The 25473-nt window shown below is 48.5% G+C and carries 25 protein-coding genes; 13 read left to right on the forward strand and 12 right to left on the reverse strand.

The genetic code is table 11. From position 1 onward, the window contains the following. Positions 1–73: 73 nt before the first annotated feature. From GWC95_RS18005 to GWC95_RS18015, 3 genes are read right to left on the reverse strand one after another with little or no spacing between them, the layout of a single operon-like run. Positions 74–967 (reverse strand): hypothetical protein, encoded by an 894-nt coding sequence (locus GWC95_RS18005; RefSeq protein WP_161820096.1) that lies wholly within the window; start codon positions 965–967, stop codon positions 74–76. Further along, complete coding sequence (locus GWC95_RS18010; protein WP_161820097.1) at positions 957–2765, reverse strand: KAP family P-loop NTPase fold protein; 1809 nt, start codon at positions 2763–2765, stop codon at positions 957–959. The genes GWC95_RS18005 and GWC95_RS18010 overlap by 11 nt, the downstream gene beginning before the upstream one ends. Then, positions 2762–3592, reverse strand: a complete 831-nt coding sequence (locus GWC95_RS18015; protein ID WP_161820098.1) for a hypothetical protein — start codon at positions 3590–3592, stop codon at positions 2762–2764. Before GWC95_RS18015 ends, GWC95_RS18010 begins: the two co-directional genes overlap by 4 nt. Positions 3593–3670: 78 nt before the next feature. On the opposite strand from GWC95_RS18015, the gene GWC95_RS18020 reads away from it, so the two are divergent. From GWC95_RS18020 to GWC95_RS18035, 4 genes are all read left to right on the forward strand, one after another. Beyond that, complete coding sequence (locus GWC95_RS18020) at positions 3671–4219, forward strand: DNA-3-methyladenine glycosylase I (RefSeq protein WP_161820099.1); 549 nt, start codon at positions 3671–3673, stop codon at positions 4217–4219. Between the two features lie 135 nt (positions 4220–4354). Next, positions 4355–5137, forward strand: a complete 783-nt coding sequence (locus GWC95_RS18025; RefSeq protein ID WP_161820100.1) for a YHYH protein — start codon at positions 4355–4357, stop codon at positions 5135–5137. 78 nt (positions 5138–5215) lie between these two features. Further along, a complete protein-coding gene (locus GWC95_RS18030) occupies positions 5216–5779 on the forward strand; it encodes a toxin-antitoxin system YwqK family antitoxin (RefSeq protein ID WP_161820101.1) in 564 nt (187 codons plus the stop codon). Continuing rightward, on the forward strand, positions 5776–6405 hold the full coding sequence (locus GWC95_RS18035; protein ID WP_161820102.1) for an SCO family protein: 630 nt from the start codon (positions 5776–5778) through the stop codon (positions 6403–6405). Before GWC95_RS18030 ends, GWC95_RS18035 begins: the two co-directional genes overlap by 4 nt. 18 nt (positions 6406–6423) lie before the next feature. Here GWC95_RS18035 and GWC95_RS18040 read toward each other — a convergent pair whose 3' ends face one another. Both GWC95_RS18040 and GWC95_RS18045 read right to left on the reverse strand, forming a co-directional pair. Continuing rightward, positions 6424–6837, reverse strand: a complete 414-nt coding sequence (locus GWC95_RS18040) for an EamA family transporter (RefSeq protein ID WP_161820103.1) — start codon at positions 6835–6837, stop codon at positions 6424–6426. An 82-nt stretch (positions 6838–6919) separates the two neighbouring features. Next, positions 6920–7318 (reverse strand): hypothetical protein, encoded by a 399-nt coding sequence (locus GWC95_RS18045; RefSeq protein ID WP_161820104.1) that lies wholly within the window; start codon positions 7316–7318, stop codon positions 6920–6922. A gap of 110 nt (positions 7319–7428) precedes the next feature. On the opposite strand from GWC95_RS18045, the gene GWC95_RS18050 reads away from it, so the two are divergent. The 6 genes from GWC95_RS18050 to GWC95_RS18075 all read left to right on the forward strand — a co-directional run bounded on the left by GWC95_RS18050 (position 7429) and on the right by GWC95_RS18075 (position 13077). Beyond that, the gene (locus GWC95_RS18050; protein ID WP_161820105.1) at positions 7429–8412 is read left to right on the forward strand and encodes an alpha/beta hydrolase; all 984 of its coding nucleotides are present in this window, start codon (positions 7429–7431) and stop codon (positions 8410–8412) included. Between the two features lie 44 nt (positions 8413–8456). Continuing rightward, a complete protein-coding gene (locus tag GWC95_RS18055) occupies positions 8457–9467 on the forward strand; it encodes a pectinesterase family protein (RefSeq protein WP_161820106.1) in 1011 nt (336 codons plus the stop codon). 78 nt (positions 9468–9545) lie between these two features. Further along, positions 9546–10097: an RNA polymerase sigma factor gene (locus GWC95_RS18060; protein ID WP_161820107.1), complete on the forward strand. Its 552-nt coding sequence runs from the start codon at positions 9546–9548 to the stop codon at positions 10095–10097. Then, on the forward strand, positions 10075–10824 hold the full coding sequence (locus tag GWC95_RS18065; RefSeq protein ID WP_161820108.1) for a hypothetical protein: 750 nt from the start codon (positions 10075–10077) through the stop codon (positions 10822–10824). The genes GWC95_RS18060 and GWC95_RS18065 overlap by 23 nt, the downstream gene beginning before the upstream one ends. 5 nt (positions 10825–10829) lie before the next feature. Next, positions 10830–11975, forward strand: a complete 1146-nt coding sequence (locus GWC95_RS18070; RefSeq protein ID WP_161820109.1) for a hypothetical protein — start codon at positions 10830–10832, stop codon at positions 11973–11975. A gap of 88 nt (positions 11976–12063) precedes the next feature. After that, on the forward strand, positions 12064–13077 hold the full coding sequence (locus GWC95_RS18075; RefSeq protein ID WP_161820110.1) for an AI-2E family transporter: 1014 nt from the start codon (positions 12064–12066) through the stop codon (positions 13075–13077). Here GWC95_RS18075 and GWC95_RS18080 read toward each other — a convergent pair whose 3' ends face one another. The 3 genes from GWC95_RS18080 to GWC95_RS18090 form a co-directional block, all read right to left on the reverse strand. After that, complete coding sequence (locus GWC95_RS18080) at positions 13078–14070, reverse strand: YVTN family beta-propeller repeat protein (RefSeq protein ID WP_161820111.1); 993 nt, start codon at positions 14068–14070, stop codon at positions 13078–13080. Between the two features lie 73 nt (positions 14071–14143). Further along, on the reverse strand, positions 14144–16546 hold the full coding sequence (locus GWC95_RS18085) for a TonB-dependent receptor domain-containing protein (RefSeq protein ID WP_161820112.1): 2403 nt from the start codon (positions 16544–16546) through the stop codon (positions 14144–14146). An 84-nt stretch (positions 16547–16630) separates the two neighbouring features. After that, positions 16631–17095: a GNAT family N-acetyltransferase gene (locus GWC95_RS18090; RefSeq protein WP_161820113.1), complete on the reverse strand. Its 465-nt coding sequence runs from the start codon at positions 17093–17095 to the stop codon at positions 16631–16633. A gap of 97 nt (positions 17096–17192) precedes the next feature. Between GWC95_RS18090 and GWC95_RS18095 the strand changes: the two genes are divergently transcribed. Further along, positions 17193–17906: a DNA/RNA non-specific endonuclease gene (locus tag GWC95_RS18095; protein ID WP_161820114.1), complete on the forward strand. Its 714-nt coding sequence runs from the start codon at positions 17193–17195 to the stop codon at positions 17904–17906. A gap of 8 nt (positions 17907–17914) precedes the next feature. Here the strand turns inward: GWC95_RS18095 and msrB are convergent, their stop codons facing one another. Continuing rightward, the gene (gene msrB / locus GWC95_RS19855; RefSeq protein ID WP_237722207.1) at positions 17915–18604 is read right to left on the reverse strand and encodes a peptide-methionine (R)-S-oxide reductase MsrB; all 690 of its coding nucleotides are present in this window, start codon (positions 18602–18604) and stop codon (positions 17915–17917) included. Positions 18605–18635: 31 nt separating this feature from the next. Here msrB and GWC95_RS18105 point away from each other — a divergent pair, with 31 nt between their 5' ends. Both GWC95_RS18105 and GWC95_RS18110 read left to right on the forward strand, forming a co-directional pair. After that, positions 18636–19289, forward strand: a complete 654-nt coding sequence (locus GWC95_RS18105; protein WP_161820115.1) for a phosphoribosylanthranilate isomerase — start codon at positions 18636–18638, stop codon at positions 19287–19289. 36 nt (positions 19290–19325) lie between these two features. Next, positions 19326–20618 (forward strand): Gfo/Idh/MocA family protein, encoded by a 1293-nt coding sequence (locus tag GWC95_RS18110; protein ID WP_161820116.1) that lies wholly within the window; start codon positions 19326–19328, stop codon positions 20616–20618. 54 nt (positions 20619–20672) lie between these two features. Here the strand turns inward: GWC95_RS18110 and thrC are convergent, their stop codons facing one another. From thrC to thrA, 3 genes are read right to left on the reverse strand one after another with little or no spacing between them, the layout of a single operon-like run. Further along, positions 20673–21971, reverse strand: coding sequence for a threonine synthase (gene thrC, locus GWC95_RS18115; protein WP_161820117.1), 1299 nt, complete (start codon positions 21969–21971; stop codon positions 20673–20675). Between the two features lie 13 nt (positions 21972–21984). Then, positions 21985–22980, reverse strand: a complete 996-nt coding sequence (locus GWC95_RS18120) for a homoserine kinase (RefSeq protein ID WP_237722208.1) — start codon at positions 22978–22980, stop codon at positions 21985–21987. 49 nt (positions 22981–23029) lie between these two features. Then, positions 23030–25468, reverse strand: coding sequence for a bifunctional aspartate kinase/homoserine dehydrogenase I (gene thrA / locus GWC95_RS18125; protein ID WP_161820118.1), 2439 nt, complete (start codon positions 25466–25468; stop codon positions 23030–23032). Positions 25469–25473 lie beyond the last annotated feature (5 nt).

Here is a 25473-nt window from a genome sequence, read left to right on the forward strand (position 1 = left end):
GATTTACCGGTAAAGACAAGAATGTTGCACAAAGCCGCAGGGAGGGCAGGCGAATGTAACCCGGTAAACATCATCATCCCATATCCGCATTCAGCTTCAACACAAGCATCACCATTTCCCTGTCTTCCGGGAGGTTGATTTGCGTGAGCCCTTTGTGGGGTGATTGGGCGAAACGTTCCACAAACCAGCCTGGTTCTGAAAGTGCAGCATCGTCTACATCGCGGGTGTCTACAATGGCCGGGCTGCGGTGGATGGCGAGGAGCAGGTTCATCATCTTGCGAACATTGTCGGGCGTGTCGAGGTTTTTCTGTTTAAAGAAGAAGTAATGATAGCTCACCGCGTTGCGGTAACGCAATATTTTTCTCGGGTTCCTGAAAAGATTGATCTCATCGTGAAGCTCTGCAAACAACTGCTCGAGAATGGCCGGCGGCACATCTTTCAGGGTTGCATTGGCGAGCGAATCGTCTTTCATAAAAAAGGCAACCAGCAGGATCAGGACCGCTACTGCCGAAGCCGCCCATATGGGCCAACTGCTGAAAACGGCTTTGAATGTTTCCTTGTTCCGCATACCGCTTGCCGTATCGGCGGCATTGGCAACAATAGAGGAAATATTCGGCTGCTGGCGCTTTTCGAGGTAAGCGCCCGACTGCGGTGGAAGTTCTTCTTCATTGGCCGGGCGTTGCCGCCGCTTCAGGGTTTCGCCGCTGCGGTCTGTTGTTCGGGCGGTGTCCTGCCTGGCTGCCCGTGTAAACGTAGTTGACGGGCCGTTGAAAGATGGGTTCACCACTTTTACATACACCGTATCTTTCTTTGCCTTCTCCTCTGCAACCGTATGCCTAAAGCTTTCTTCCGTTACTTCTTTCCCCAGCACCTTCGCAAACACATACCAGCCACCGTAGGCGCCGAGCAACAGGCACACTACCGCAAGTATGGAACGCGAAAGGTTATAGTATTTTTTAGCTGGCATTTTTGGGCGCGTCTGTTGGTTCTGAAATATCGTTCGGGCTCAAAGGCACGGGCACATTGAGTTGTATCATTTTCTCCAAATATTGCAACCCGAGCTTGGATGGATCGTTGTTGTATGAAGATGCGATCGTTTCCTTGCTGTCGATCAAATAGCTGCCAAGGTTTTCCGCAACCTGGTCTACATACAACCCAAGCACAAACACCGCACGGAAACTTTCCTGCTGCGAATCATCCGGTTTGGATGTTACGTCGCTGATAAAATTCAACGCCTCCAGCATCTCAAATATTTTTTTGCCGCCTACACGGTCGAGGTCGTCGATAAAAACAATCAGTGTTTTATCGCCCAAAGCGCCCATGATCTCCCAGTATTCGGTACGGAATTTCTCGCGCATATCCGGTACCTTTTTTTCCGCATCCAGCGCGAAATTCTTTTTGTAGATGATGTTGGCGAATGCGCCGAGCGTAGGCGATTTCTCCGATTGCAGGAAGAAGAAACTCACAATGGGCAGCAATACCGTGATCACGCTGGTGGTAACATTGGTTATCGAAAAAAGATTTCTCCAGTCGATCGTATGCCCCAGCAAATGCAGGTCCGCAGCACGCCATTCGTGCTTCGGGTTCATATAGTACAACGACACGCAAAGGTCCAGTATCACTGCCGCAAACAATACAACGGTAAACCCGGTGAGTATCTTCCGGTAGCCCGGTTGTTTAACAAACCTTGTTGTCGCGAGCCGTGTTCTGAATTTGACCGATGCAAAAAACGAGTCCCATATGTTTTTCCTGAAGAAGGGTTGCTCGCAGCGCCTGATCACCTTTAACAAAAATGCGTTCAGCAAGCTGCTTTCCGATTCCTGGTGCCATGCATTGAACCAGGTGGTGATGAAGCGCTGGTCCTTGTTCTCTTCAAGCATCTGCCTGATGCAGTTCATGATGGATGATTTGCCACTTCCCCAGGCGCCATTGATGGCGATGGTCATTGGCAGCGGCGTGTTCCTGTTCGCGATCACATCGGCGATTGCCGTGATGGCCTGTTTCATATCGCCTTCCGCCAGCTGGTTCTTATCGAGCGGTCGGTCGGCGCGCAGTTTCAGATCCTGCACCTCCTGCCCGCCTTCCTGTATCATCCGGATCAGTTTTGCTTTCCTGCGGAACAGGATAAAGAGCATCACGGCCAGGTACAACAAAGAACCGGCCACCCACAGGATACTGTTGCGCAACCAAGGGCGGTGCCCGTTTTCACGCACAACAACCGGCACCGTTTGCCAACCGGCGCGGCCTTTCTTTTTTGCGATGTAAAAACTTTTCTGGTAAACGCCATGATCGCCGTTGTCGATCATCGCATACATCAGGGTATCGTTTACAGGAAAAAGACCGGCGATGCCGTATGCGTTCCTGATCGAGTCGAGCGGCAGCGATGCGGAGTCTTCCAATGAACCCGACATGTATTCGTAATAGGGAAGCGTATCGCTGAAAAAATAAAAATCAGCGCCGTGTTGCTGGCGCGATTGCAACAGCTGTTCGTAATGGCACGACGGGTTTACAAAGGTCCTCTTCCATTGGTGTGTGCCGGTTGTATTTCCTATGGACGCAGCAATGGTGCGTTCGCTATTGTAAATGTAGCGGCCCATCACTCCCACATACCCATCCGAATCGTCCGGGGAAACCTCGTTGTAATTGAAGATGTAGTTGCCGTAAAAAAATTGAGGGAAAGGCACAAACCGCTCCTGTGCCTGCAGGCCAAAAGCGCCGCAGCACAGCAATACGAGAAGCAACGGTATTTTTTTCAGTTGCTTCACATTTTAGGGGTTGACGTGGCAGGTGAAGGAAGGCTTGTATCCGGTGGAGGGCCCGTAGATGCGGGTTCATTGGTTACCCCGTTCTGAAAAGATCCAAATGCCGACGTGCGCCGGTAGATGACCCGGTAATTGGCAAACGCTCCCTGTGCATAAGCTGCGGACCTCGACACCGCAATACCCGCCAGGTGATTGGTCTCCGCCGCAATGGTAAGCGATGAAATGCTGGCCAGGCCGTTCAGGTATCCTACGCTTACCGAATCGTATTTCTTGTAATCAAACGCATAAATGCTGTCGTTTGAAAAAGCAAAAACGCTGTCCGATATCGCTGAAAAAACGGCGCCGCGCATGGTTTCAAGATCCGTTGTTGCCTTGAGCACAACGAAGCTGTCTGCATTTGCGCCTTTTATGTAAATGTTGTGATCATCCATTGCAACAATGGACCTGTGATCGGGTGCGATGAATATTTTATGGATGTCGCGCTTTTCCCCGGCGGCAATTTTCCATGTGCCCCATTCTTCAAAATTTGTTCCGCCGTCTTCGCTCACCAATACGGAAACAACAGAATCAACCTCATTTCTTGCAATCGCAGCGATGAACTGGCCGGATGAATCGTCAACCGCCATTACACCGCGCAGCCTGCTATTGCCGTTGAGCGCGTGGTGAACATGGCCCGATTCTCTTTTCCATAACCATATATAAGTAAAGATGCTGAGCAGCAGCAAGCCGGAAACGATCAGCAACAGGTAATAATACCGCTTGTAATCACGCACGGCATGCGGCAACGCAGAAGCAGCGGTATTGGTAAGCGGGGCAGAACCAGGTTGCATAAGGCAGTTGGCTTGAACAGTTTTGGCAGGAGTAAGATATGAATTATTTTTGTTTTAACTTCTTTAACCCCAACTACAATGTCATACTGCCGCGCCATCGAATCAATGCCTGATGAAAAGAAAGCGATCCACAAACCTTATCACGACCTGTTGTATGGGTTTCCTGTGCACGACGACAATGAACTGTTCGGAAGGCTCATCATGGAGATCAACCAGGCGGGACTAAGTTGGGAAACGATATTGAAGAAGGAAGCGGGGTTCAGGAAAGCGTACCACAATTTTAATATTAAAAAGGTAGCGTCTTATACAGAGAAAGACAGGGAACGTTTGATGAACGATCCCGGCATCATCCGCAACCGTTTAAAGATTAATGCGGCAATTGAGAACGCGAATACCATACTCCGGTTACAGAAAGAGTTCGGGTCGTTTGAAAAATGGCTGGCGCATCACCATCCCAAAACAAAAGACGAATGGGTAAAGCTGTTTAAAAAAACATTCCGTTTTACCGGCGGCGAAATTGTGAACGAATTCCTCCAAAGCATCGGCCATCTCGAAGGCGCACATGCTACCGGGTGCCCGGTGTATAAGAAAGTATTGAAGGCAAAGCCCTTGTTTCTGCAGTCGTGAGCCCTTTGTTAAGCGTATTTTAATCGAAACCAAAAAACACAACTGAAAATGGCCCGTAAAAATTTTTACGAAGGCCGAAGGTTTATTCATTGCGCCAACGTCTAAAGTATTTTTAAACCATTCAATCCTTCCATTATGGCGAAGAAAATACCGGGACCGGCGAAATGGGCACTGCCTTTTATCGTGGCCGCACTTTTTATCAACTGCAGCAAAAGCAGCGACAACGGCACTAATACCGGCACCGTAACAACGGGTACAGTAGACATCACATCTGTGGTCACGTCTAAATATTTAAGCGCCGTAACGGTTACTACCAGCGGATCCAACCTTGTTTTAAAAAGCGATGGAAGGCCCACCAACCACAAAACGCCTTACTGGGGCGTTGGCAATGCGTTGTATGAGCCGTTTCCTGCGGGGCACCAGAGCAACCCCAATGGTACCATCTCTGTGCAGGCCTACACCATGACGATCCCTTCGAAGCCCGGTGCGGCCACTACGCACGAGGCAACGGAGCTCGGGCCGATCGGTATGGCGCTGAACGGTGTGGCGATATTCAACAACAACGAAATGGGCAATGTTGCACTCGACGCGGGCACGCTCACGTCTTTCGATGGAGCCGGTGCGCACCCGGCACAGAAGGGCGACTACCACTACCATGTTACCGGAACCTATACCACGCTTGACGATGCAAAACTCGTCGGCTTTTTGAGAGACGGTTTCCCGATATACGGCCGGAGAGACATGGACGGCAGCTACCCATCAAACCTGGATGCCTACAATGGGCACACAGCGGCAACAACAGAGTTCCCGTCTGGTATCTATCACTATCATACGCGCAATGAGAATTACCTGAACACAGGATACTACATCCTGAAATCAGGAAGTTACTATGGCGTAAAAGGAACCTTTGTTTACTAGTAAATGCGGCCTATGCCCAACAGCATTTTTATATTTTTTCTTGCGATGGCTTGCGTGACGACCACTATGTCTTCGTGCGTGTCAAAAGCTACGGAACAAAAGGCAGCTGTTACCGCAAAAGACCTTTCGGCAGACACCGGTATGATCCCGAAAGATACCGTGATGGCAAACGCGGTGCAGTTAACCAGGAACGGGCTGCTATTGCACAACAATAAAAAATTCTCAGGTTATGTTGCAGGCCTTTACCATGGTGGCAAAATAAAACAGGTCAGCTCTGTTTACGAAGGAATGCTCCATGGCATATCGCGCAGCTATTTTGAGAACGGCGCCCTGCATGAAGTAAGGCAGTACAAAGAAAACCAAAGCACCGGCAGGCACTATGGCTACTGGCCCAATGGAAACATGCAGTTCGATTACCTCTATTTCAGGGATCAAAAGATAGGCGATATGAAACGCTGGTACGACAACGGTAAACCCTACCTTTTTCTTCATTACAAAGACGATAAGGAAGAAGGGCTGCAACAGGGATGGCGCGACAACGGTAAATTATTCATCAACTATGTGGTCAAAGATGGGCACCGCTATGGTTTACAGGAGTCCATGCTTTGTTACAAACTCAACGAAGGAAACATCATCAAATGAGAAAAGGCGTCTTTCTGTTTTTTTTCTTGTCGGCCTTTCTCGTTTCGTGTAAAGAAGGCCCGGAAAGAAGATTGCCCTATTACAACAATGCAAGCTTTACACCACAGTTTCTTGAAAAAGCGCCGGAAGACTTTCACAAGGTGCGGTCTTTTGCATTGACAACGCATACGAACCAGGCATTTACAGAAAAAGACATGGATGGAAAGATCAGCGTGGTGAATTTCTTCTTCACATCGTGCCCGGGTATCTGCCCCAGAATGGCGATCAATATGAAAGCATTGCAGGATAGTTTTTTAACCGATGACCGCATCCAGCTCCTTTCTCACTCGGTGATGCCGGAAACAGACGATGTGCCCACGCTTCAAAAATATGCCGGTGCAAAAAAAGTTGACAGCAAAAGATGGCTGCTGCTCACGGGCAACAGGTCGGAGATCTACAACCTCGGCCGTAAATTCTATTTTGTGGAAGAGGATCTTGGAGAGAAAAGGGACACGGCGACGTTCCTTCACACGGAAAATTTTGTGCTGGTTGATAAACAACGCCACATACGCGGTATCTACAACGGGCTAAATGTTGCTTCGATCGGTGAACTGATCAGGGATATAAGGGAACTGGAGAAAGAGTAAACTTTCCCAGATCTATGCTCACAATATCAATACGATCGTTCCTGCAATGATCAGCAGGGCGCCTGCAATGATTTTCAGCGTCAGCACTTCTTTCAGGAAAACAACGGAGAGTATGATCGTGAGCGCCACACTCAGTTTATCAACGGGCGCAACCTGCGATACTTTTCCCAACTGCATGGCCTTGAAATAAAAGATCCACGACAAGCCCGTGGCTATACCCGAAATAACGAGGAAAAACAGGTTGTGCCGCGATAAGGTGGCAAGCCCGCGTTGTTCGCTTCTTGCAAATACAATTCCCCAGGCGATCACCAGGATCACTGCCGTTCGGATGGCGGTTGCCAGGTTTGTGTTCACATGTTCGATACCAATTTTTGCAAATACGGCCGTAAGGGCGGCAAAGAGTGCTGAAAGAAGCGCGTAGGTCCACCACATGAGTCTGGAGTTTGTAAAGACTTATAAAAGTAATGCGTACAATACAAATTTGCAAGCCCTTCTTCAATCCAGGATCCATGGCTCACTGCTCATTGCTTACTTTCTCTGCCTGTTCTTCTTTGATCGTGGCCTCGGCCCTCTCCTTTTTGATATCCATGCGGATCAATACATACAGGCTCATGTAAATGTTTGCGATCCAGACGATGGAGAAACCGGCAACAAGATACCCGCGCCAATCGCTGTACAATAACTGGTAATGCGTAATGACCAGCATCAACGCGGTTACATAATGGCTGAAACAGTACTCGCAGGTAAACAGGTAAAAGAATTTCCGTTGAAGAACCGTTTTACAGCTCTTTGATTTGTCCACGCAATATTCATGGATCTCCCTGAACACTTCCTCGTGGGTAAAGGTCCAGGCAATACAGGCCACGGGTATGGCCAGTACAAAAAGATAGATCAGTTGTAAAGTGATGGTCACAGTAGTATTTGTATCAAAAACTATAAAAAATCTATGCCATCAGGCTTAGCGGTTGTTAAAGATTTTTACGGTAAAGGGATTGTAAGTAATTTATAGCCCAATTGACCGGTATGAAATACAAGCTGATCTGTATCGTTTTGCTGTTGTGCTGCATAAAAATGCGTGCCCAATCGTATGCCGGGCTTACCGGGCAGCGGGATACATCGTATGGCAATTACAGTGCGTATGAGAGTACGAAGAAGACGCATCCTGATATCAAACTCATTACAGATTTTGTGATCCCTTCGGTAGCGGAAGAGAAGAACATTGTATACAAGCGTACTTCTGCAAACAGGCAGTTGTTGATGGATGCTTTTTATCCAAAGGAGAAAAGCAATCACAAACGCATCCCGCTCATCATGATCCATGGCGGCGGGTGGAGAACCGGCAACCGGACGCAACACTACCCCCTTGCGCAAAAACTGGCCGCGCTGGGTTATGTTGTCTTTACGCCCGAATACCGGCTTTCAACCGAGGCCCTTTTCCCCGCTGCGGTTTATGACCTGAAGGAGGCGATCCGGTTTATCAGGCGCAATGCATCAACCTACCATATAGACACCGCAAAGCTGGTGGCCATGGGCTTTTCGGCCGGTGGGGAACTCGCGGCATTCCTGGGTGTTACGGGCAATCTTCCTTTGTTTGAAGGAAACGATGGGGAGCGAAGCAGCGTGCCTACCCATGTAAATGCCGTGGTTGATATGGATGGCATCCTGTCGTTTACCCATCCCGAATCGGGCGAGGGAGACGACAGCAAACGCACATCGGCCGCAACCTACTGGTTTGGCTACCCAAGAAAAGGAAATGAAAAGATCTGGGAAACCGGGTCATCGTTAACCTATGCCGGCAGCAGCACGCCGCCAACATTGTTCCTCAACAGTAGCGTAGACAGGATGCATGCCGGCCGCGAAGACTATATCAGAATACTAAACGGCTATAACACCTATACCGAAGTTCACACCTTCGAAGGCGCCCCGCACGGGTTTCCCTTGTTTGAGCCCTGGTTTGAACCAATGGTGAATTATATCGACGGGTTTTTGAAAAAGGTGTTCAGGTAAGCGCATGCAGTTGCAGATCATTGTTCATTATCGATGGGTGTCTTATGAAAAAAACCATATTCTTTTTTTTGTTTCTCCTTTGTTCGTTTGTGAGCGTTTGTGCCCAAACAGGTAATCCGCAGCAGTACAAATATGTATTTACAGTGGCAAAGGATGGGTCTGGCGATTACAGGTATATCCAGGATGCGATCGATGCGATGCGGGTGTTTCCTTTGGCGCCCATTACTTTGTACATTAAGAATGGGGTATACAACGAAAAAATAGAGTTGCCGGAAAACAACACCGATGTTGTTTTTATTGGAGAGAGCGTAGAAAAAACGATCATCAGCTTCAACGATTATTCTGGTAGGGGTAAGCTCACTACGTTCACTTCCTATACCGCAAAAATTTCAGGCAACCGATTTACCGCGCAGAATATTACGTTTGCGAATACGGCCGGCGCCGTAGGACAAGCGGTTGCTTTGTATGTAGATGCAGACAAGGCGGTGTTTGTGAACTGCCGTTTCCTGGGCAACCAGGATACCATTTATACCGGCGGCGAATCATCACGCCAGTATTTTAAAAACTGCTACATTGAAGGAACAACGGATTTTATTTTTGGACCGGCCACCGCGTTGTTTGAAGCATGTACCATCCGTTGCAAAACAAACTCCTACATTACCGCTGCAAGTACAACGCCGGGGAAAGCATTTGGTTATGTGTTCAAGGATTGCGAGATAAAAGTTGATTCGCAAGTAACCAAAATGATGCTCGGCCGGCCCTGGCGGGCGCATGCGAAAACGGTGTTCCTGAACTGCACCATGCCCGCACAAATAGCACCGCAGGGATGGGACAACTGGGGCAATCCCGACAATGAGAAAACGGTATTCTACGCAGAATACAAAAACACCGGCCCGGGCGCCAACACATCCCAACGTGCAAAATGGATCAAACAGCTCAGCGATGATGAAGCAGTGAAATACACCAAGGAAAACATTTTTGGCGCACCACGCCTGGATGCCAGCGATTGGGCGAAAGAAATAAAGGATCGGAAGTTTGAATGGCCGGCGAAATAAACCCGTATTCCGGGAATTTTACGTTCCGGGCAACCCTTCCATCCAAAACTGCATTTAACCTACAAACACCGGCACCGGATGGAACTACTGCAACTCATCAGGGAATGTAAAGAAGGGCGGATAACGGCACAGAAATACCTGTACGACCGTTTCGCAACGCAATTCTTCCTTGTATGCAGGCGGTACCTGAGAACGGATGCGGAAGCAGAGGAAATACTGCAGAATGGTTTTGTGAAGGTCTTTGATCACCTTTCCCGGTTCAGCTATGTTTCAGATGCGGGTTTTGTGGCCTGGATGAAGAAGATCATGGTAAACGAATGCCTGCAGGAACTGCGCAGAAAAAACAGCTTCCTGCTCGTTGCCGAAGACCTCGCAGCCGAAGTAAATGTTGAGGACGATGTGTACGCAAAATTATCTGCCAACGAAATTTACCGGCTCATTACCCAACTCCCCATCGGTTACAGAACGGTTTTTAACCTGTACGTGATCGAAGGGTTCAGTCACGCAGAAATAGCAACACAACTCGGCATCTCGGAAGGAACAAGCAAGAGTCAGTTGAACAAAGCGAAAAAAACATTACAGCACGCTGTTACGCAAAACAACCTGTATGCAGAACGACAAGCAAAATAACCAGGTCCGGTCAGCCATAGAAGAGCTGGATCAACTGCCCGATGGGTTCAACTTCAACAGCAGGCATACCTGGGCGAAGATTGAAGAGAAACTTCCGGGTAAACAACAAAGAACAACTGCATGGTATTACGCAGCCGCTGCAATTGCATTGCTGGCGGGCATTTCCTCTTTCTTCTATTTCAAAACATCGCCCGGAAACAATAATGCATCGACGGGGTTTGCCGTTACCGTAAAACCAGTATTTTCTACGTTGCCAAAAGAAAATAAAAACAGTACGGCGGGCCATGTATCCGTTTCAGCTGCACGCAGCCCGATAAAAGCAAACATCACAAAGAACAAAACGGCCGTATCATCACCTGTACTAAAAGAAGAAGAAAATACCGACCCTAAGGAAACACTGGTAACATCAGCTGCAGAAACACTGCCGGCAACCGTTGCGGTAACCGAACCCATCACCAGCAAAGAAGAGAAAAAGAAGCCGGTTGTAAGCGCCGTCAAAAAACCTGTTGTAAAAAGATACCGGGTTATCCATATCAATGAGCTTGACGCAATGCCCGTTGCGCCTGCATCGGGCAATCTCACAAAATCTGAGTTCAGGAAAATGATGAACCAGCAAATTGAGGAAAAAGAATTGTCGCAACCCACTGAAAACAATACCCGGTCGCTGTTTTTCTTCAAGACCCGGCCTTCCAACACTTCCACCAACACCATTGTAGAAAACAACTGAACGCTATGAAAAAAATGATCTTATTTTTCCTGCTGCTTGCAGGAACGGGAAATGTTTTGCATGCCCAGCTCGATCTGCCGGACCCTACGGATATCACCTTTAATACGCCGAAGACAAGCAGGAGTAATATCACATTCACCTTCTTCCTTTCGTCGCATACAAGAATATTGCTTGACCTGGCCTTTATTTCACAGGTTGAGCGGTTACCCGATCTTGATTCGATGCTACAGGTTGCCGTAAAAATGCTCGAACCGTTGCAGGATTCCCTACGTTCCGACGGCGTGGTACGGCGGGTTGATGTTGTGCTGCGGAACGAGCTGCCCAAGATCAGGATCATCACGCACCCGGAACTTTCAAACACCTACACCATCAAAGACAACGAACTGATGGAACTGAAAGTAAACCAGGACACCGTTCGCCTCATTGGCTACGCGCAGAGCATGCTGCAATATGGAAGGAAAGAAGATGGCGTGTTCACGCGGACACCGCTGGGTGCGGCCTTCGCCGTATCGATCATTACAGACAATGTTGGGGATATCGCGAAAATAGAACCCGGGCAACTCAAAAAATGCCTCGACGTGCTTCGCCCGAAAGTACAGAAATATACAAAGGGTAACAGTTACAATGTGAATGCGCTCAATTACCGCGCGAGCTTTAACATGAACATGGGCGGCCAGATGGTTTCACCAACCAATATGTCGGTGCTGTATTCAGGTGAACCGCAAACAACCATTTCTGTTGCCCCTACGTTTGGTTTTGCCCGCGGCTCCTTTACAACGGGACTGCAGGCCAGCTTCAATTACAATTTCTCACGCGGCTACTACAACAGGACAAGCCTGCGGCTTGTAACAGAGGCCGAATTCAATTTTCCGAGGGATCCCGTTACCAACAAGGTAAAAGTAGAAGTAAACCGCTTTATCGGTTTGCACCTGCGGCAATACAACAAGCCATTGTCCGACAAACTTGAGCTGGCCGCCAACCTGAGCCTTAGTTACCTGCTCACCAAAAACAGTTCGCTGTATGAGAAGAATACATTCCGCCTCGGGCTTCCCGTTCTCGCCAGCAAACGCATTTCTATTGAACCGGCACTGTTGTTCAATGATTTTTTTAAGAATACTTCGCTTTCCCTGAGAATTCTTTTTAACTTTTAGCTGTCATTGGAGGCAACGGTGTAATTATAAATGCGGTTGCCTGCAATGCGACGGCACAATTTTTTCAATCTTCAGACAAACAATCACAGTGACAACCGATTTCAACAACAAGGTTCGGCAGATATTATTGCTGATGCTCGTGCTCGCATTGATGATCTTACTGGTGCTGGAACTGTACCATTTCTTTCCGGGGTTCCTGGGCGCAATCACCTTATACATCTTGGGCCGCGACAAATACAATCACCTTGTTACGAAAAAAAAATGGAAACCGGGTTGGACGGCATTGTTGTTCATGACGATCTTTTTGGTATGCATAGGAATACCGATTTACCTGGCCATCGATATTTTGTCATCGCGCGTAACCTCTCTCATCAACAACCAGGACCAGGTGATGACGAGCCTCAAATCCATCTCCAACCAGATTCACCGCTGGACGGGCCAGGAACTGCTTACGGATGCAAACATCCAGAACATACAGAAAAAAGCAACGGCGCTCATTCCATCTTTTCTCAACAGCACGTTGATGATCATTACCAATATCGCGATGCTGCTGTTTGTTGCCTATTTCATGTTCACCAGTTCTGCGCAGATGGAAAAAACCATCCAGCGATTTATACCGCTGCAAAGCAAGAACATCAACCTGCTTGCCGAGGAAACAAAGAATATGGTTCGTGCCAATGCGATCGGTATTCCCTTGATATCGCTGATACAGGGGCTGGTTGCCTTGCTGGGCTACTGGATCTTTGGTGTAAACGACTATGTGCTTTGGGGGTTTATGACCGGCATCTTCGCGTTTTTTCCTGTTGTGGGAACGATGATGATCTGGGTGCCGCTCGTGATTTATGTTTACTCCACGGGCAATAATTTCAACGGAACAGGTTTGATGCTGTACAGCCTCATTGTTACGGGCAATGTCGATTACCTCGCGCGCATCAGTTTACTGAAAAAGATAGGCGATGTGCACCCCATCACCACTGTACTGGGTGTGATCGTGGGGTTGCAGCTGTTTGGTTTCTGGGGATTTATTTTCGGCCCTTTATTGATCAGCTATTCTTTGCTGCTGTTAAAGATCTACACCAGCGAGTTCGGGTCGATGAAATGATCATTGAACATTGACCTTCGAATAATAAATACCATCGGGGTTCCTGCCTGTGTCGATGCGTTGGGCAACGGTCCAGGTTTTTGTGTCGATCACCACAACCAGGTTCATGCCGGTTGTGCAGATGAACATCCATTTGCTGTCGGCGCTCGCGGTAATCCCGCCCGGAACGGGTTGTTTACCGGGTTCAGTAACCAGGTCGATGTCTTTTATCCATTTTTTTGCGGGCACATCATAAATACTCACATTGCCTGCACCGCCGTTGCTTACTGCAGCGTACTTTCCATTGGGTAAAAAACCAACACGATAAGCAACGGGTTGTGCGGGGAAAACATGCATCGTCTCAAATGTTCTTGTATCGATCACCGTGTTTGTATTTTCTTTCTGGTTGGCAACCCATAGTTCTTTTCCATCCGGGGAAACATGCAATCCTTCCACACCGGGTTTTAACTGGATGTGCCGGATGAGTGCGTTGTTCTTCACGTCTATCACGCTAACCGTTCCCGAATTGATGTTGGAGGTATATGCGCGCTGATCGGCGGCCGAGTAAGTAACCATATGGGTAGTAAGCTGGTCTGTTTTCGCCACCTCGCTCACTGCACCCGATCTTATGTTCACACGCAGGAGAACTTTGTTTGCTTCGCTGGTAACCAGCAATTCTTCTTCGTTTATGAATTCCATTCCATGTGGACGCAGGTACTCGCCAAGGTCGATGGTTTTAACCACTTCTTTACCCGCCACATCAATTACCGAAACGCTTTTACCGGCACCCGCCCTGTTGCCGTAATTGGCAACGGCGGCCATTTTACCCGAAGGAGAAACCGCTACTTCGTGCGGGCCAGCACCTACGGGAATGGTTGCAACCACTTTGTATTGCTTCAGCTCAATAAAACTCAGTGTATTGTCCTCTTTATTGCCCACCAGCAAAGTGCCCTGCGCTGCCGCAATAAGGTTGAAGAAAAAAACAAGAACGAAAGACGTGGTGATGTTTTTCATACAATCCGTTTAATTCTTACAAGTTCGGACAAATTCCGAACAACACCGCAACGTTTTTCCCGCAACCATGAAGTTAGTTCGATGAAGGCGCATCATCGTTATTGATCCCGCGCTTGTTCTTCTTCAATCCCGAACTCAGTTTTCCAAACTTATAGGTGAACGAGAGGTTCACGTTGCGGTAAATGAGGTATTGTTTGTTGGACTGGTAAAAATCAGGCGAATCGTTGTACTGCGTAAACTCATACAACTTGAACAGCGGGTTGTTGAACACAGCGGAAAAAGTAAATTTTTTGACATTACAGGTCGCACTCAGCGAATAATAGTAATAATCGTTTGAACCACCCTGAAGGTTGATGTACCTCCTGTTGTATCCGCCACTCAAACCAAACTGCCATGTACTGTTGGGTTTGTAAACCGTGTTTAAAAAAGTGTTTGTTCTCGGTCCCGAATTGCTGTACATGCGGCCATTGTATGTCCCGGTTATCCATACATAAAAAATACCGGTATTGAAATTCAGGCTGAACCTTGGAGAAATTGCATAGTTTCCATTTACATTAAAACGAAGGATCCTGTTCTGCCCTACGTTCTCAAACGTTGTATAACTTACCGTATCATTCACAACATTTGTTACAGATTCAACACTGTTATTGATGTACATATAACTTGCCCGAAAATTGGCCGATCCTTTTTTACCGATCTTGTTATAGCTCAGTTCAAACAAATGACTGATCACCGGCCGCAGGTTCGGGTTTCCCGTGTTGATGATCTGTACATTGCTTTTATCGATGAACGGGTTCAACTGGTTAATGCCGGGCCTCATCAAACGGTTGGTGATGCCGAAGCTGATCGTGTTGCCGTTCTTGAGAGAATGCAAGGCGAGGAAAGACGGAATAAAATTGGTATAGCCCTGGTCGAGTTTTGTGGAGGTTGATGTGAAGTTCGCATCCACGGTTGTATGTTCTGCCCGTAACCCGGCCTGGAACGTCCATTTGGCAAGCTTCAGCGAATAAGAATTGTAAAGACTGTATACATTCAACTGGTAATCGAATACATTGCTGCGCAGCGGATCGTTCACATACCCCGCCGAAGGGGATACAAAAACTTCGCCCGAAGTATTGCTGTAGTTGGTGCGCAGGATGGCTTTTGCGCCGGCCTCCACCGTAAACTTTTTTATGGGGTTTACGTAGTCCAGCTGAAATGTATGTTCCCTGAAACCTGCATCGTTCAATTGCTTGTTATCAGGCTGCGTGTAGTTGAGTTTGTTGGTGGAAACAATATCGCCGAGCTGGCTGGCCAGTGAATAGGAATATCGGTAGGAAGAGGTAAGCAGCTGCTCCTTTTTTCCTTTGAAACCCAGTTGGTGGTTCAACCCCAGGTCTACCGCGCTGAAATTGAATTCGCCTTCGTTGCGCATGTCGTACGACTGCAGAACGGCGCCCGATTGCGCAAAATAGGAGGAGTTGCGATTGACCGTTGATCTGACCGGGTTGAAAAAATAATTGACCGATGCGGTAAGCAGGTTCAATGAGTCGGCTTCATAACTCAGTTCCGATCCTGCATAGGCGCCATATCCACGGTTGCGTACATGGTTGTCCTGGTACAATGTTTCCGTGCTTGTACCGAATGTTTTCCGGAGATTTTCATTACGCGTAGTAATACCCACGCGCAGGTTTCCGCCGGCGAAAAGGGAAAGGCCGAACTTATCTCTTTTAGCCGTGAGGTTTACATTCACTCCCGGCCCGAACGGCAACGATTCGCGAAGCGTAACACTTCCGTTGTAACCATCGGCTGTTTTTTTAACGGTAACAATATTGATGATGCCTGCCAGCCCTTCTGCATCGTACTTGGCCGGCGGTGTAGTGATCACTTCAATTTTCTGGATGAGGTTGGCAGCCATCGTCCGCAACACATCTTTCGGATTGCTGGTCACCAATGCGGATGGTTTCCCGTTGATGAATATGCGGTAGTTGCCGCTTCCCTGCAACTGGATGTTGTCATCGCCATCAACCGTGATCAAAGGCACACGGCGCAGCATATCCATAGCGGTTTGCCCTTTGGCGGTTGCATCGGCCTGTACATCGTATACCAGCCTGTCTATCTCCTGTTTTACAAGCGGTTTGGTGGCGTTTACCGTTACGTTGCCCAGCGCCGCGGCAGCGGATGCGAGCAGTATGGTTCCCAATTCGTTTGAGGCAGGCAGCGGGATGATCCTGCTTTCATATCCTACATAACTGATCACAAGTTTGTTTCCACTAACATTGGCGGCCACAGGTATCACAAAAACACCTTTGTCTGTTGTGGTGGTACTCTTCAATGTTTTACCCTCTGCATTCTGCAAAACAACACTGGCCAGCGCGATGGGTTTTTGTGTTGAAGAATCCGCGACCACACCACGGCTGGTAACAGCAGCGCCGGTTTGCGCCTGCAGGGTAAGGGAAAAAACAAGGGAAAAAATCCCGGTAATAAAGTATCTCACAGCAAAGGGTTTGGCTAAAGACACCATGTTCGGCCAAAAGTTGCAATTTAAAACCGGAAATATTATAAGCGGAAAATAGTGCGGTTAACCGACATCAGCGCGCATAGCCACCATGTGTTTGCTGAACCCTGCTTTCTCGTAGGCGCGTATGGCGGATGCATTGGAATAATAAACATCCAGCCTCAATTCGGCGATCCCCTGCTCCTTCGCCCATCTTTTCAGCTCTTTTATGATCTCCTGGTTGATGCCCTTGCCGCGGTGTTCGGCAACGGTGTACATGAAACCGAGGTACGCATGCTTCGCGTGCGCGTTGTAAGGTTTTGCATCTTCGATGCGTGCATAGCCGGATGCCACAGGCTGGCCGTCTACTTCTGCAACAACAAGATGGATGTGTTTGGCGATGAGCATCAGGTCCAGGTCGTAGTATTGGATCGGGTCCTGCTTCAATGTTTTATCAAAGGGCCTCTCTGCTTCAATCACACCTTGTTCAAACAGGCGGAGAAGGGGCAGGTCGGAAGAAATGGCTTTGCGGATCTTCAGGTTTTGCATGCCCAATATTATATCATTTTTTCAGCTCCGAAATCAACCTGCGGTTTGATTTATTTATAAAAACTATCGGTAGTTTACACACCCAAAACGATCCCGCATGCGGAAAATATTTTTTTGCTTTCTTCTGTACGCCGCCCCGTCTTTCGCGCAGCATACCATCGAGATCAAACACAAATACTACACGATGCAGTTCGATACCATTCAATCTGCAGAGCTGCTCGGTTATTATATTCAGACAACCGCCCATTCTACTGCGTGGCCACGCATGCCGCGGACAGGCAGGTTCTCAAAATTTACCAACGATCCGTTGCTTGCAGGAAAGGTGCTGGCAAACGACAAAACCTACCGTGACTGGAACAAAAAAAATCCGCAGCGGGCGCGCGACAGGGGACACATCAATCCATTTACCGCATTTGATTTTGCGGAAGATGCTGCGCTGGAGAGTATGTATTTTTCAAATACCTGTCCGCAGGCCAAATACTTCAACGAACACCAATGGCAGCGCGTTGAGCAGTATGTTTTGAAATTATCGCGCGGAACAAAAACCGAGGCTCCTATAGACAGCATCCACGTATGGACCGGCGTACTCATCAACAACGAACATCCCAAGAAGATGAACGATGTATTTGAGCCGGATTATTACTGGAAAGTGATCTGTTATAAAAAAGACGGCCTTCCCGTAACCGAAGCCTGGCTCGGCCTGAACGACGACAGCAACCGAGACACGAACCCCGGGTCCATACGTACCGACGTTGAAAAGATAAGGGAGATGGTATGCAGGTATTACCCCGGTTTGGTATTGGGATTTTGAGCAACAGTTTAGTTCTTAGAAGAAACCGGCGGCTTGCCTCCTTCGGGAACAAAGATGAGTGCGGCAGAATTCATGCAATATCTTTTGCCCGTTGGTGCAGGGCCGTCGTCGAATACATGTCCGAGGTGAGAGCCGCTTTTACTGTCAACCACCGCCCATCGAACCATCCCATAACTGTCGTCTTTGATCAGGCGCACGGCATCGGGACTGATCGGCGCATAAAAACTCGGCCATCCCGTTCCTGAATTGAACTTGGCAGTTGAGCTGAACACGGGTTGCAACGATGCAGCCGAATAATAGGTTCCTTTTTCGTAAAAATGATCGTACTTACCCGAGCCCGCACGTTCCGTACCTTCTTCGCGAAGCACATAAAACTGTTCGGGGGTAAGACGTGCTTTCCACTCTGCGTCGGTTAAGCGCATGGGCCATACGGTCTTTTCTGTAGCCGTTGGCGGATCAGGGTATTTTGTTGATTTGGATTGCGCGCGTCCGCTGCCGGCGGCCAGCAAAAACACCACCGCAAAAAGAAAAGCAAACAAACTCTTTGAATATCGCATAAAATTTTTTCTTTGTAAAGATGTACGGAAAACGATACGGGAAGGTTGTGAAAACAAATAAAAAACCTGCAGCCTGCAACCGTCTTCTTTGATGTAACGGTCGCGCATCGTATCTTTTTCCAACTGTATAAAGATAAACATTACCGTCTTTTTTACCTGTTAAATTCGCACCATGAACCATCCCAGGATCAAGATCTGCTGCATCAGTTCCGTGAGTGAGGCCCACGAAGCCATCCGGTACGGCGCTTCTGCATTGGGGCTCGTAGGGCATATGCCCAGCGGGCCCGGTGTGATCGGCGATGAGTTGATCCGCACCATCGCCCAACAGGTGCCGCCACCCGTTGGAACTTTTTTATTAACAAGCGAAACCGCTGCAGACAGGATCGTTGCGCATCACCAGAAAGTTTTTACAACCACCGTTCAAATCGTTGATACATTACAGGAAGGTTCTTATCAAGAGATCAAAAAAGCATTGCCGGGCACCAGCATCGTCCAGGTAATTCATGTGATCGATGAACGTTCCGTTGAAGAAGCGATCGCTCTTTCGGAACAGGTGGATGCATTGCTGCTCGACAGCGACAACCCCAATCTCGCTGTAAAACTATTGGGTGGAACAGGACGGATACACAACTGGCAATTGAGCAGGCAGATCGTTGCACAATCCAAAGTTCCGGTGTTCCTGGCAGGTGGATTGAACCCTGAAAATGTAAAGCAGGCAATAGATACCGTTCAACCTTTCGGGCTCGATCTGTGCAGTGGTGTGCGCACCGGTAAAAAACTGGATCCCGCTAAACTGGAGGCGTTTTTTAATGCGGTGATGGGATAGAAGTTTGTATATTTCAGAACAAACAATCGATCTGCTATGAGCCAACCATCCAACAGCCGCCGCAAATTTGTTAAACAGGGTTTGCAGGCCGCCATTGCCTTTACCATTGTTCCGCGTTTTGTACTGGGGCGTGGTTACCTCGCACCAAGCGACCGTATCCAAATGGGTTTTATCGGAACGGGTAAACAGGGGCGCATCCTCTCCGGCTATTTTAAAGAACTCGTGTACACTGTTGCGGGCGCTGATGTTGACAAACAGAAACTTGCCCTGTTTCAAAACAACACGGAAAAATATTACGCAGGTATTGCACAGAAAGAAAACTACAAAGGCTTTACTGCCTATACCGATTTCAGGGAGATGCTCGAGCGGAAAGACATCGATGCAGTTGCCATCACCACACCCGATCACTGGCACGCAGTAATGACCGTGATGGCGGCCAATGCCGGCAAACACATCTATTGCGAAAAACCAATGGCACACACGGTTGAAGAGGGCCGCGCCATGGTAAACGCCGTTCGCAAAAACAAAGTAACGCTACAGGTAGGAAGCATGCAGCGTTCGCAGGATAAATTCAGGAACGCGGTTGACCTCGTCCGCAACGGATACATTGGCAAGGTCAAAGAAGTTCTTGTAAGTGTTGGCGATCCCGGCAAACCAGACGACCTGCCCGGCATGCCCGTGCCGGAAGCATTGAACTGGAACGAATGGGTTGGCCCGGCAGTAATGAACCCTTTCAACCCGGAGCTCGCACCGCCCGTAGAAAAAGACATATACCCCAACTGGCGCAACTACCGCGAATACGGCGGCGGACTCTTAAGCGACTGGGGCGCGCACATGTTTGATATTGCGCAGTGGGGATTGGATATGGACAGGAGCGGCCCGGTTAAATTCATACCCCCAAGCGATCCTTCTGCAAAACGCGGATTGCAGATGATCTATGATAACGGGATCGTGATGAAGCACGAAGACTTCGGCAGAAACTACGCGGTTCGCTTCATTGGAGAGAAGGGAAGGCTGGATGTGAGCCGCAGCTTTATCGACAGCGACCCTGTAAGCATTGCCACCACGCCATTGGCGGCGGGTGATAAAAGAGTATACAACAGCCCGAGCCATTACGTAGATTTCCTGAACTGCATCAAAAGCGGCAAAGACCCGATCTGCGATGTGGAAACGGGACACCGAACCAGTAGCGTTTGCGCCCTTGCCAATATTGCATACTGGCTCAATCGCCCGCTTGAATGGAACCCCAGGAAAGAAGAATTTAAAAACGACAAGGAAGCAAACGGTTATGTAAAAGCAAACATCCGTGCGCCGTGGAAATTGGTATAAAAGATCATAAAAAAGAAAAGGGGCCGGAAACTATTTTCCGGCCCCTTTTCTTTTTCACCTGTTCATCAGCCATTCTTTCAATGAACCGAACGATGGGTCCATTAAAATACTTTTCTTCTCTTTGGAAAAAAGAGGTTGAGCAGAAAGGGGCACTGCGATCCTGCTCCCCGTTACCGCTTCTACTGTTTCAGGGAACTTAACGGGATGGGCCGTTTCCAGGAAAATACCTTTCTGCTGCGGGTGATCGGACAGGTATCTTTCGAGCGCATAAAATGCAACTGCGCCATGTGGATCCAGCGTATAGTTGAAACGTTTATAAACATTTGCGATCGTTTCACGCGTTGTATCGTCGCTGACGGTATACCCGGAAATTTTTTCGGTGATGTTTTTATGGCTGCCCTTGAAAAGTTCAAGAACCCGAACAAAATTGCTCGGGTTGCCCACATCCATCGCGTTGGAAATGGTGGGCACCGCTGTTTTGGGCTGGTAGGTTCCACTATCGAGATATGCGGCAACAGCATCATTCGCGTTGCAGGCGGCAATAAAATGCTGAACAGGCAACCCGCTTACATGCGCAAGCAAACCGGCGCAGATGTTTCCAAAATTACCACTGGGCACCGAAATCACAGGCGGCGCGTTTTTATCTTTCCATTGCTGGTAGGCGAAAAAATAATACAGCTGTTGTGGCAACCACCTCGCCACATTGATGGAGTTGGCAGAAGTAAGCTGCAGTTTATGGGTAAGGTCAACATCCATAAACGCATCTTTTACCATCGCCTGGCAATCATCAAAACTTCCCTGTACTTCCAGGGCGGTGATGTTCTGTCCGCAGGTGGTCAACTGCAGCTCCTGCACATCACTTACCTTACCCGATGGATAAAGGATAACAACCTCCACACCCTCCACACCCAAAAATCCATTGGCCACTGCCCCGCCGGTATCGCCTGAGGTGGCAACAAGCACTGTGATCCTTCCGTTTTGCTGTTTTGAAAAATGACCGAGACAACGGCTCATAAATCTTGCACCCACATCTTTAAACGCAAGTGTAGGGCCATGAAACAATTCAAGCGACGCTATCGAAGGCGATACTGGAACAAGCGGAAAAGAAAAATCAACGGTTTCCGAAACAATGCGCCGCAACGAGTCTTCGTCGATCTCATCGCCAACATAAGGCTGCATGATGATGTAGCCAAGCTCTTCTGCCGGGTATTTCTCTATATTCCTGATCACCGCTGCATCAACCGTTGGAATGTTTTCGGGAAAGTACAAACCTTTGTCGGGCGCCTGCCCCCTTACAGTGGCTTCGCGGAAGCTTACGGATGGTGCTTGTTTATTGAGACTGTAATACTTCATATTGACGTGAGGGTTAACCGATGAATTTTACTCCTTCCATATTGATCGTGGTAACATAGGTGTGGTGATCCAATAACAACCTTGCATATACGGCTTTCATCTCCTGCTCCACCAGTCTTGCTGTTTGCTCATCTTTGCTCAGCATAAAAATGGACGGCCCCGATCCTGAGATGCCGCCACCCAGTGCACCGGCGTCTTTGCTTCTCTTTTTTATTTCTTCAAAATCCGGGATCAGTATGCTTCTCACGGGTTCGATCAAAACATCTTCCAGGGAACGGCCGATAAGTGCGTAGTCGTTTTTTAATAGACCCGCAACAAGGCCCGCAATGTTGCCCCATTGCCTTATCGCATCTTTCAGTTGAACCTGCTGTTTCAAAATACCCCTCGCATCGGAGGTGCGTACCTCGATCTGGGGATGTACAATGCTCACATACAACGGCGGCGCATGAAGCGGGACGATATCGAGCGGGAAAATGGAACGGATCAACGTAACACCACCATAGATACAAGGCGCAATATTATCTGCATGTTTAACACCCGAGGCTACTTTTTCCCCGTTCATCGCGAAGCGAACGAGGTCTTCTTTTGTAAACCTTTCTCCCAGCAAACGATTTGCGGCAACAACGGCACCCGCAGCGCTTGCCGCGCTGGAACCCACGCCACTACCGGGTTTGATCTGTTTGTTGATGCGTAGCTCGAAACCGATCCCTTCCTCCAGCTCCTCCATCATGGCCAGCAATGCTGCACCGGCCACGTTGTCTTCGGGTTTTGTAGGAAGATCGTATTCGTCTTCGTTGATGATGGTTACACCTTTGTTTTCCGAAAAACCGATGCGCATTATATCGTAAGGCTCCTGCACCGCAAAACCCAACACATCGAAGCCGCAAACCATATTGGCTACCGTGGCGGGGGAGTGAATGGTGATGCTCCTGCCGCGCAATGCATCACGCTCAACCCCGCTCAACGAAGTGCCTTTCATTTTTCTGTCTGCGTTTTGGCCCTGCTCCATGTTTTTTTTAGTTGTTTATTGTGTCTGATAATCCTGATCAGGAAATCGATCAACGCGCCCGCAGAATATCTGCAAAAACACCCGACGCAGTTACATCCGCACCGGCGCCGGCGCCTTTGATCACCAATGGCTGTTCAGGATACCGGTCGGTATAAAATAAAACGAGATTGTCTTTTCCATACAGATGATAAAAATCCGATTCGGCAGGTATGTGCTGCAGGCCCACAGAAGCTTTTCCATTTTCATATTGTGCAACAAACTTCAGTTTGCAGTTTTGCTTTGCTGCGGCCTCGTAAATGGACCTGAAATGTGCCTCCTGCTTCTCCATTTCGTCGTAAAAATCTGCAACGGATCCTTCAAAACAGGACTGTGGCAAAAAGTATTCGTTGCTGATGTCGTCCATCTCCAGTTGTTGCCCCGCTTCTCGCGCGAGGATCATGATCTTGCGCATCACATCGGTGCCGCCGAGATCGAGTCGTGGATCGGGCTCCGTGTAACCTTCCTCCTGTGCCTGTTTTACAACAGAGGCAAATGACCTCGAACCGTCGTAATTGTTGAACACAAAATTGAGCGTGCCCGATAATACCGCCTGTATCCTGTTCACTTTATCGCCACTCCGCAGCAGGTCGTTCAACGTTCCAATCACTGGCAAACCCGCTCCCACATTGGTCTCGAAAAGGAACATGGCATTGTATTCGCGCGCGAGTGATTTCAGTTTCAGGTACGATTCGTAAGAAGACGAACATGCGATCTTGTTGCACGCAACAACCGAAACGCTTTTTTCGAGCAACGATCCATAAACAGTGGCCACTTCCGCATTCGCGGTCACATCCACAAACACACTGTTGCGGAGGTTCTTGCTGATGATCGTTCTTACAAAATCATGGATAGAGCCGTCGGGCGCCTGTTGCAGTTGTTCTTTCCAGGTTCCCAGGTCAATGCCGTTCTCGTTAACAAGATTCTTCCTGCTGTTGGCAAGTCCAACCACTTCAATTTGCAGGTGCAGTTCGTCCTGCAGGTACTGGAACTGTTTTTTGATCTGCCCGATCAGTTTACCGCCAACGTTTCCGGTTCCGGCAATAAATACATTGAGCTGTTTGTAGCTCGTTTCAAAAAATTCTTCGTGCAATACATTGATGGCTTTCTTCACATCAAAAGCCGAGAGCACCGCAGAAATATTTTTTTCCGATGAGCCCTGTGCGATCGCGCGAACGTTGATGCCGTTCTTTCCGAGTGCGCCAAACATTTTGCCGCTTACGCCCGGGTGACTTTTCATCTGTTCGCCTACCAAGGCAACGATCGACAAGCCTGATTCTACTTTCAAAGGTTCTACTTTACCTGTTTGAATCTCGTAGCTGAACACGTTGTCGATGGTTTGTTTGGCCTTTGCCGAATCGACCTCATTGATGCCTACGCAGATGGAATGCTCGGACGAGCTTTGTGTGATCAGTATCACATTAACGCTTTCATTGGCCAGCGCCTCGAACAAACGTTTTGAAAACCCGGGAATACCGATCATACCGCTGCCCTCAAGGCTCAACAGGCTGATGCTGCTGATGCTGGAAATACCACGGATAAAACTATCGGTTACGGCAGAATTGTTTTCAATCAACGTGCCGTATTCATTGGGCGCAAACGTATTTTTTACCCATACCGGTATGTTCCTGCTCATCACCGGTTGTATGGTTGGCGGGTAAATGATCTTTGCACCAAAGTGGGAAAGCTCCATTGCTTCCTGGTATGAGATGCGGCTGATGGGTTTTGCATTTTGCACAAGGCGTGGGTCGGCGGTCATCATTCCGCTCACATCCGTCCATATTTCCAAGGCACTTGCGCGAACGGCCGACGCAAAAATGGCAGCCGTATAATCTGAACCGCCGCGGCCCAATGTGGTTGTATTGTTATTTACGTCGCTCGCGATAAAACCCGGTACAACATAGAGCTGGTGCGGCTTTTGTGCGAAATGGGACTGTATGTTTTTTTCCGTCGCGGCAAAATCCACTGCAGCGTTTCCGTGGTTGGAATTGGTGGTGATGCATTTTCTTGAATCCACCCACAATTGATCGATGTTCAGGGATTGAAATTTCGCCGAGATCATCATCGATGACAACAATTCCCCGTAGCTAACGATCCTGTCTTTGGTGCGCGGCGATAATTCACCCAATAAAAAAACCCCATCGTAGATCCCGTCCAGCTCGTTGAACTGTTGTTTTACGAGGCTGAGCGTTGCGCTTTGCTGCTGGATGGGTAATAACTCGCGCACTGCATCAAGATGGCGGGTTTCCATTTCTTTCAGTACTGTTTTGTACGTTTCATCCGCCTGCGATGCGAGGGCTCCTGTCTTCAACAAAAGATCAGTAATGCCGCCCAATGCAGAAACCACGAGCACGGTCGGCTCTTTTTGTATTGCTGATGCTACGATGTCTGTTACCTTCTGTATGTTGGCGGAATTGGCTACCGAACTGCCGCCGAATTTTAATACCTGCATAAATG

The organism is Sediminibacterium roseum, from assembly GCF_009939005.1.
In the GTDB taxonomy this organism is placed as follows: Bacteria; Bacteroidota; Bacteroidia; order Chitinophagales; family Chitinophagaceae; genus Sediminibacterium; species Sediminibacterium roseum.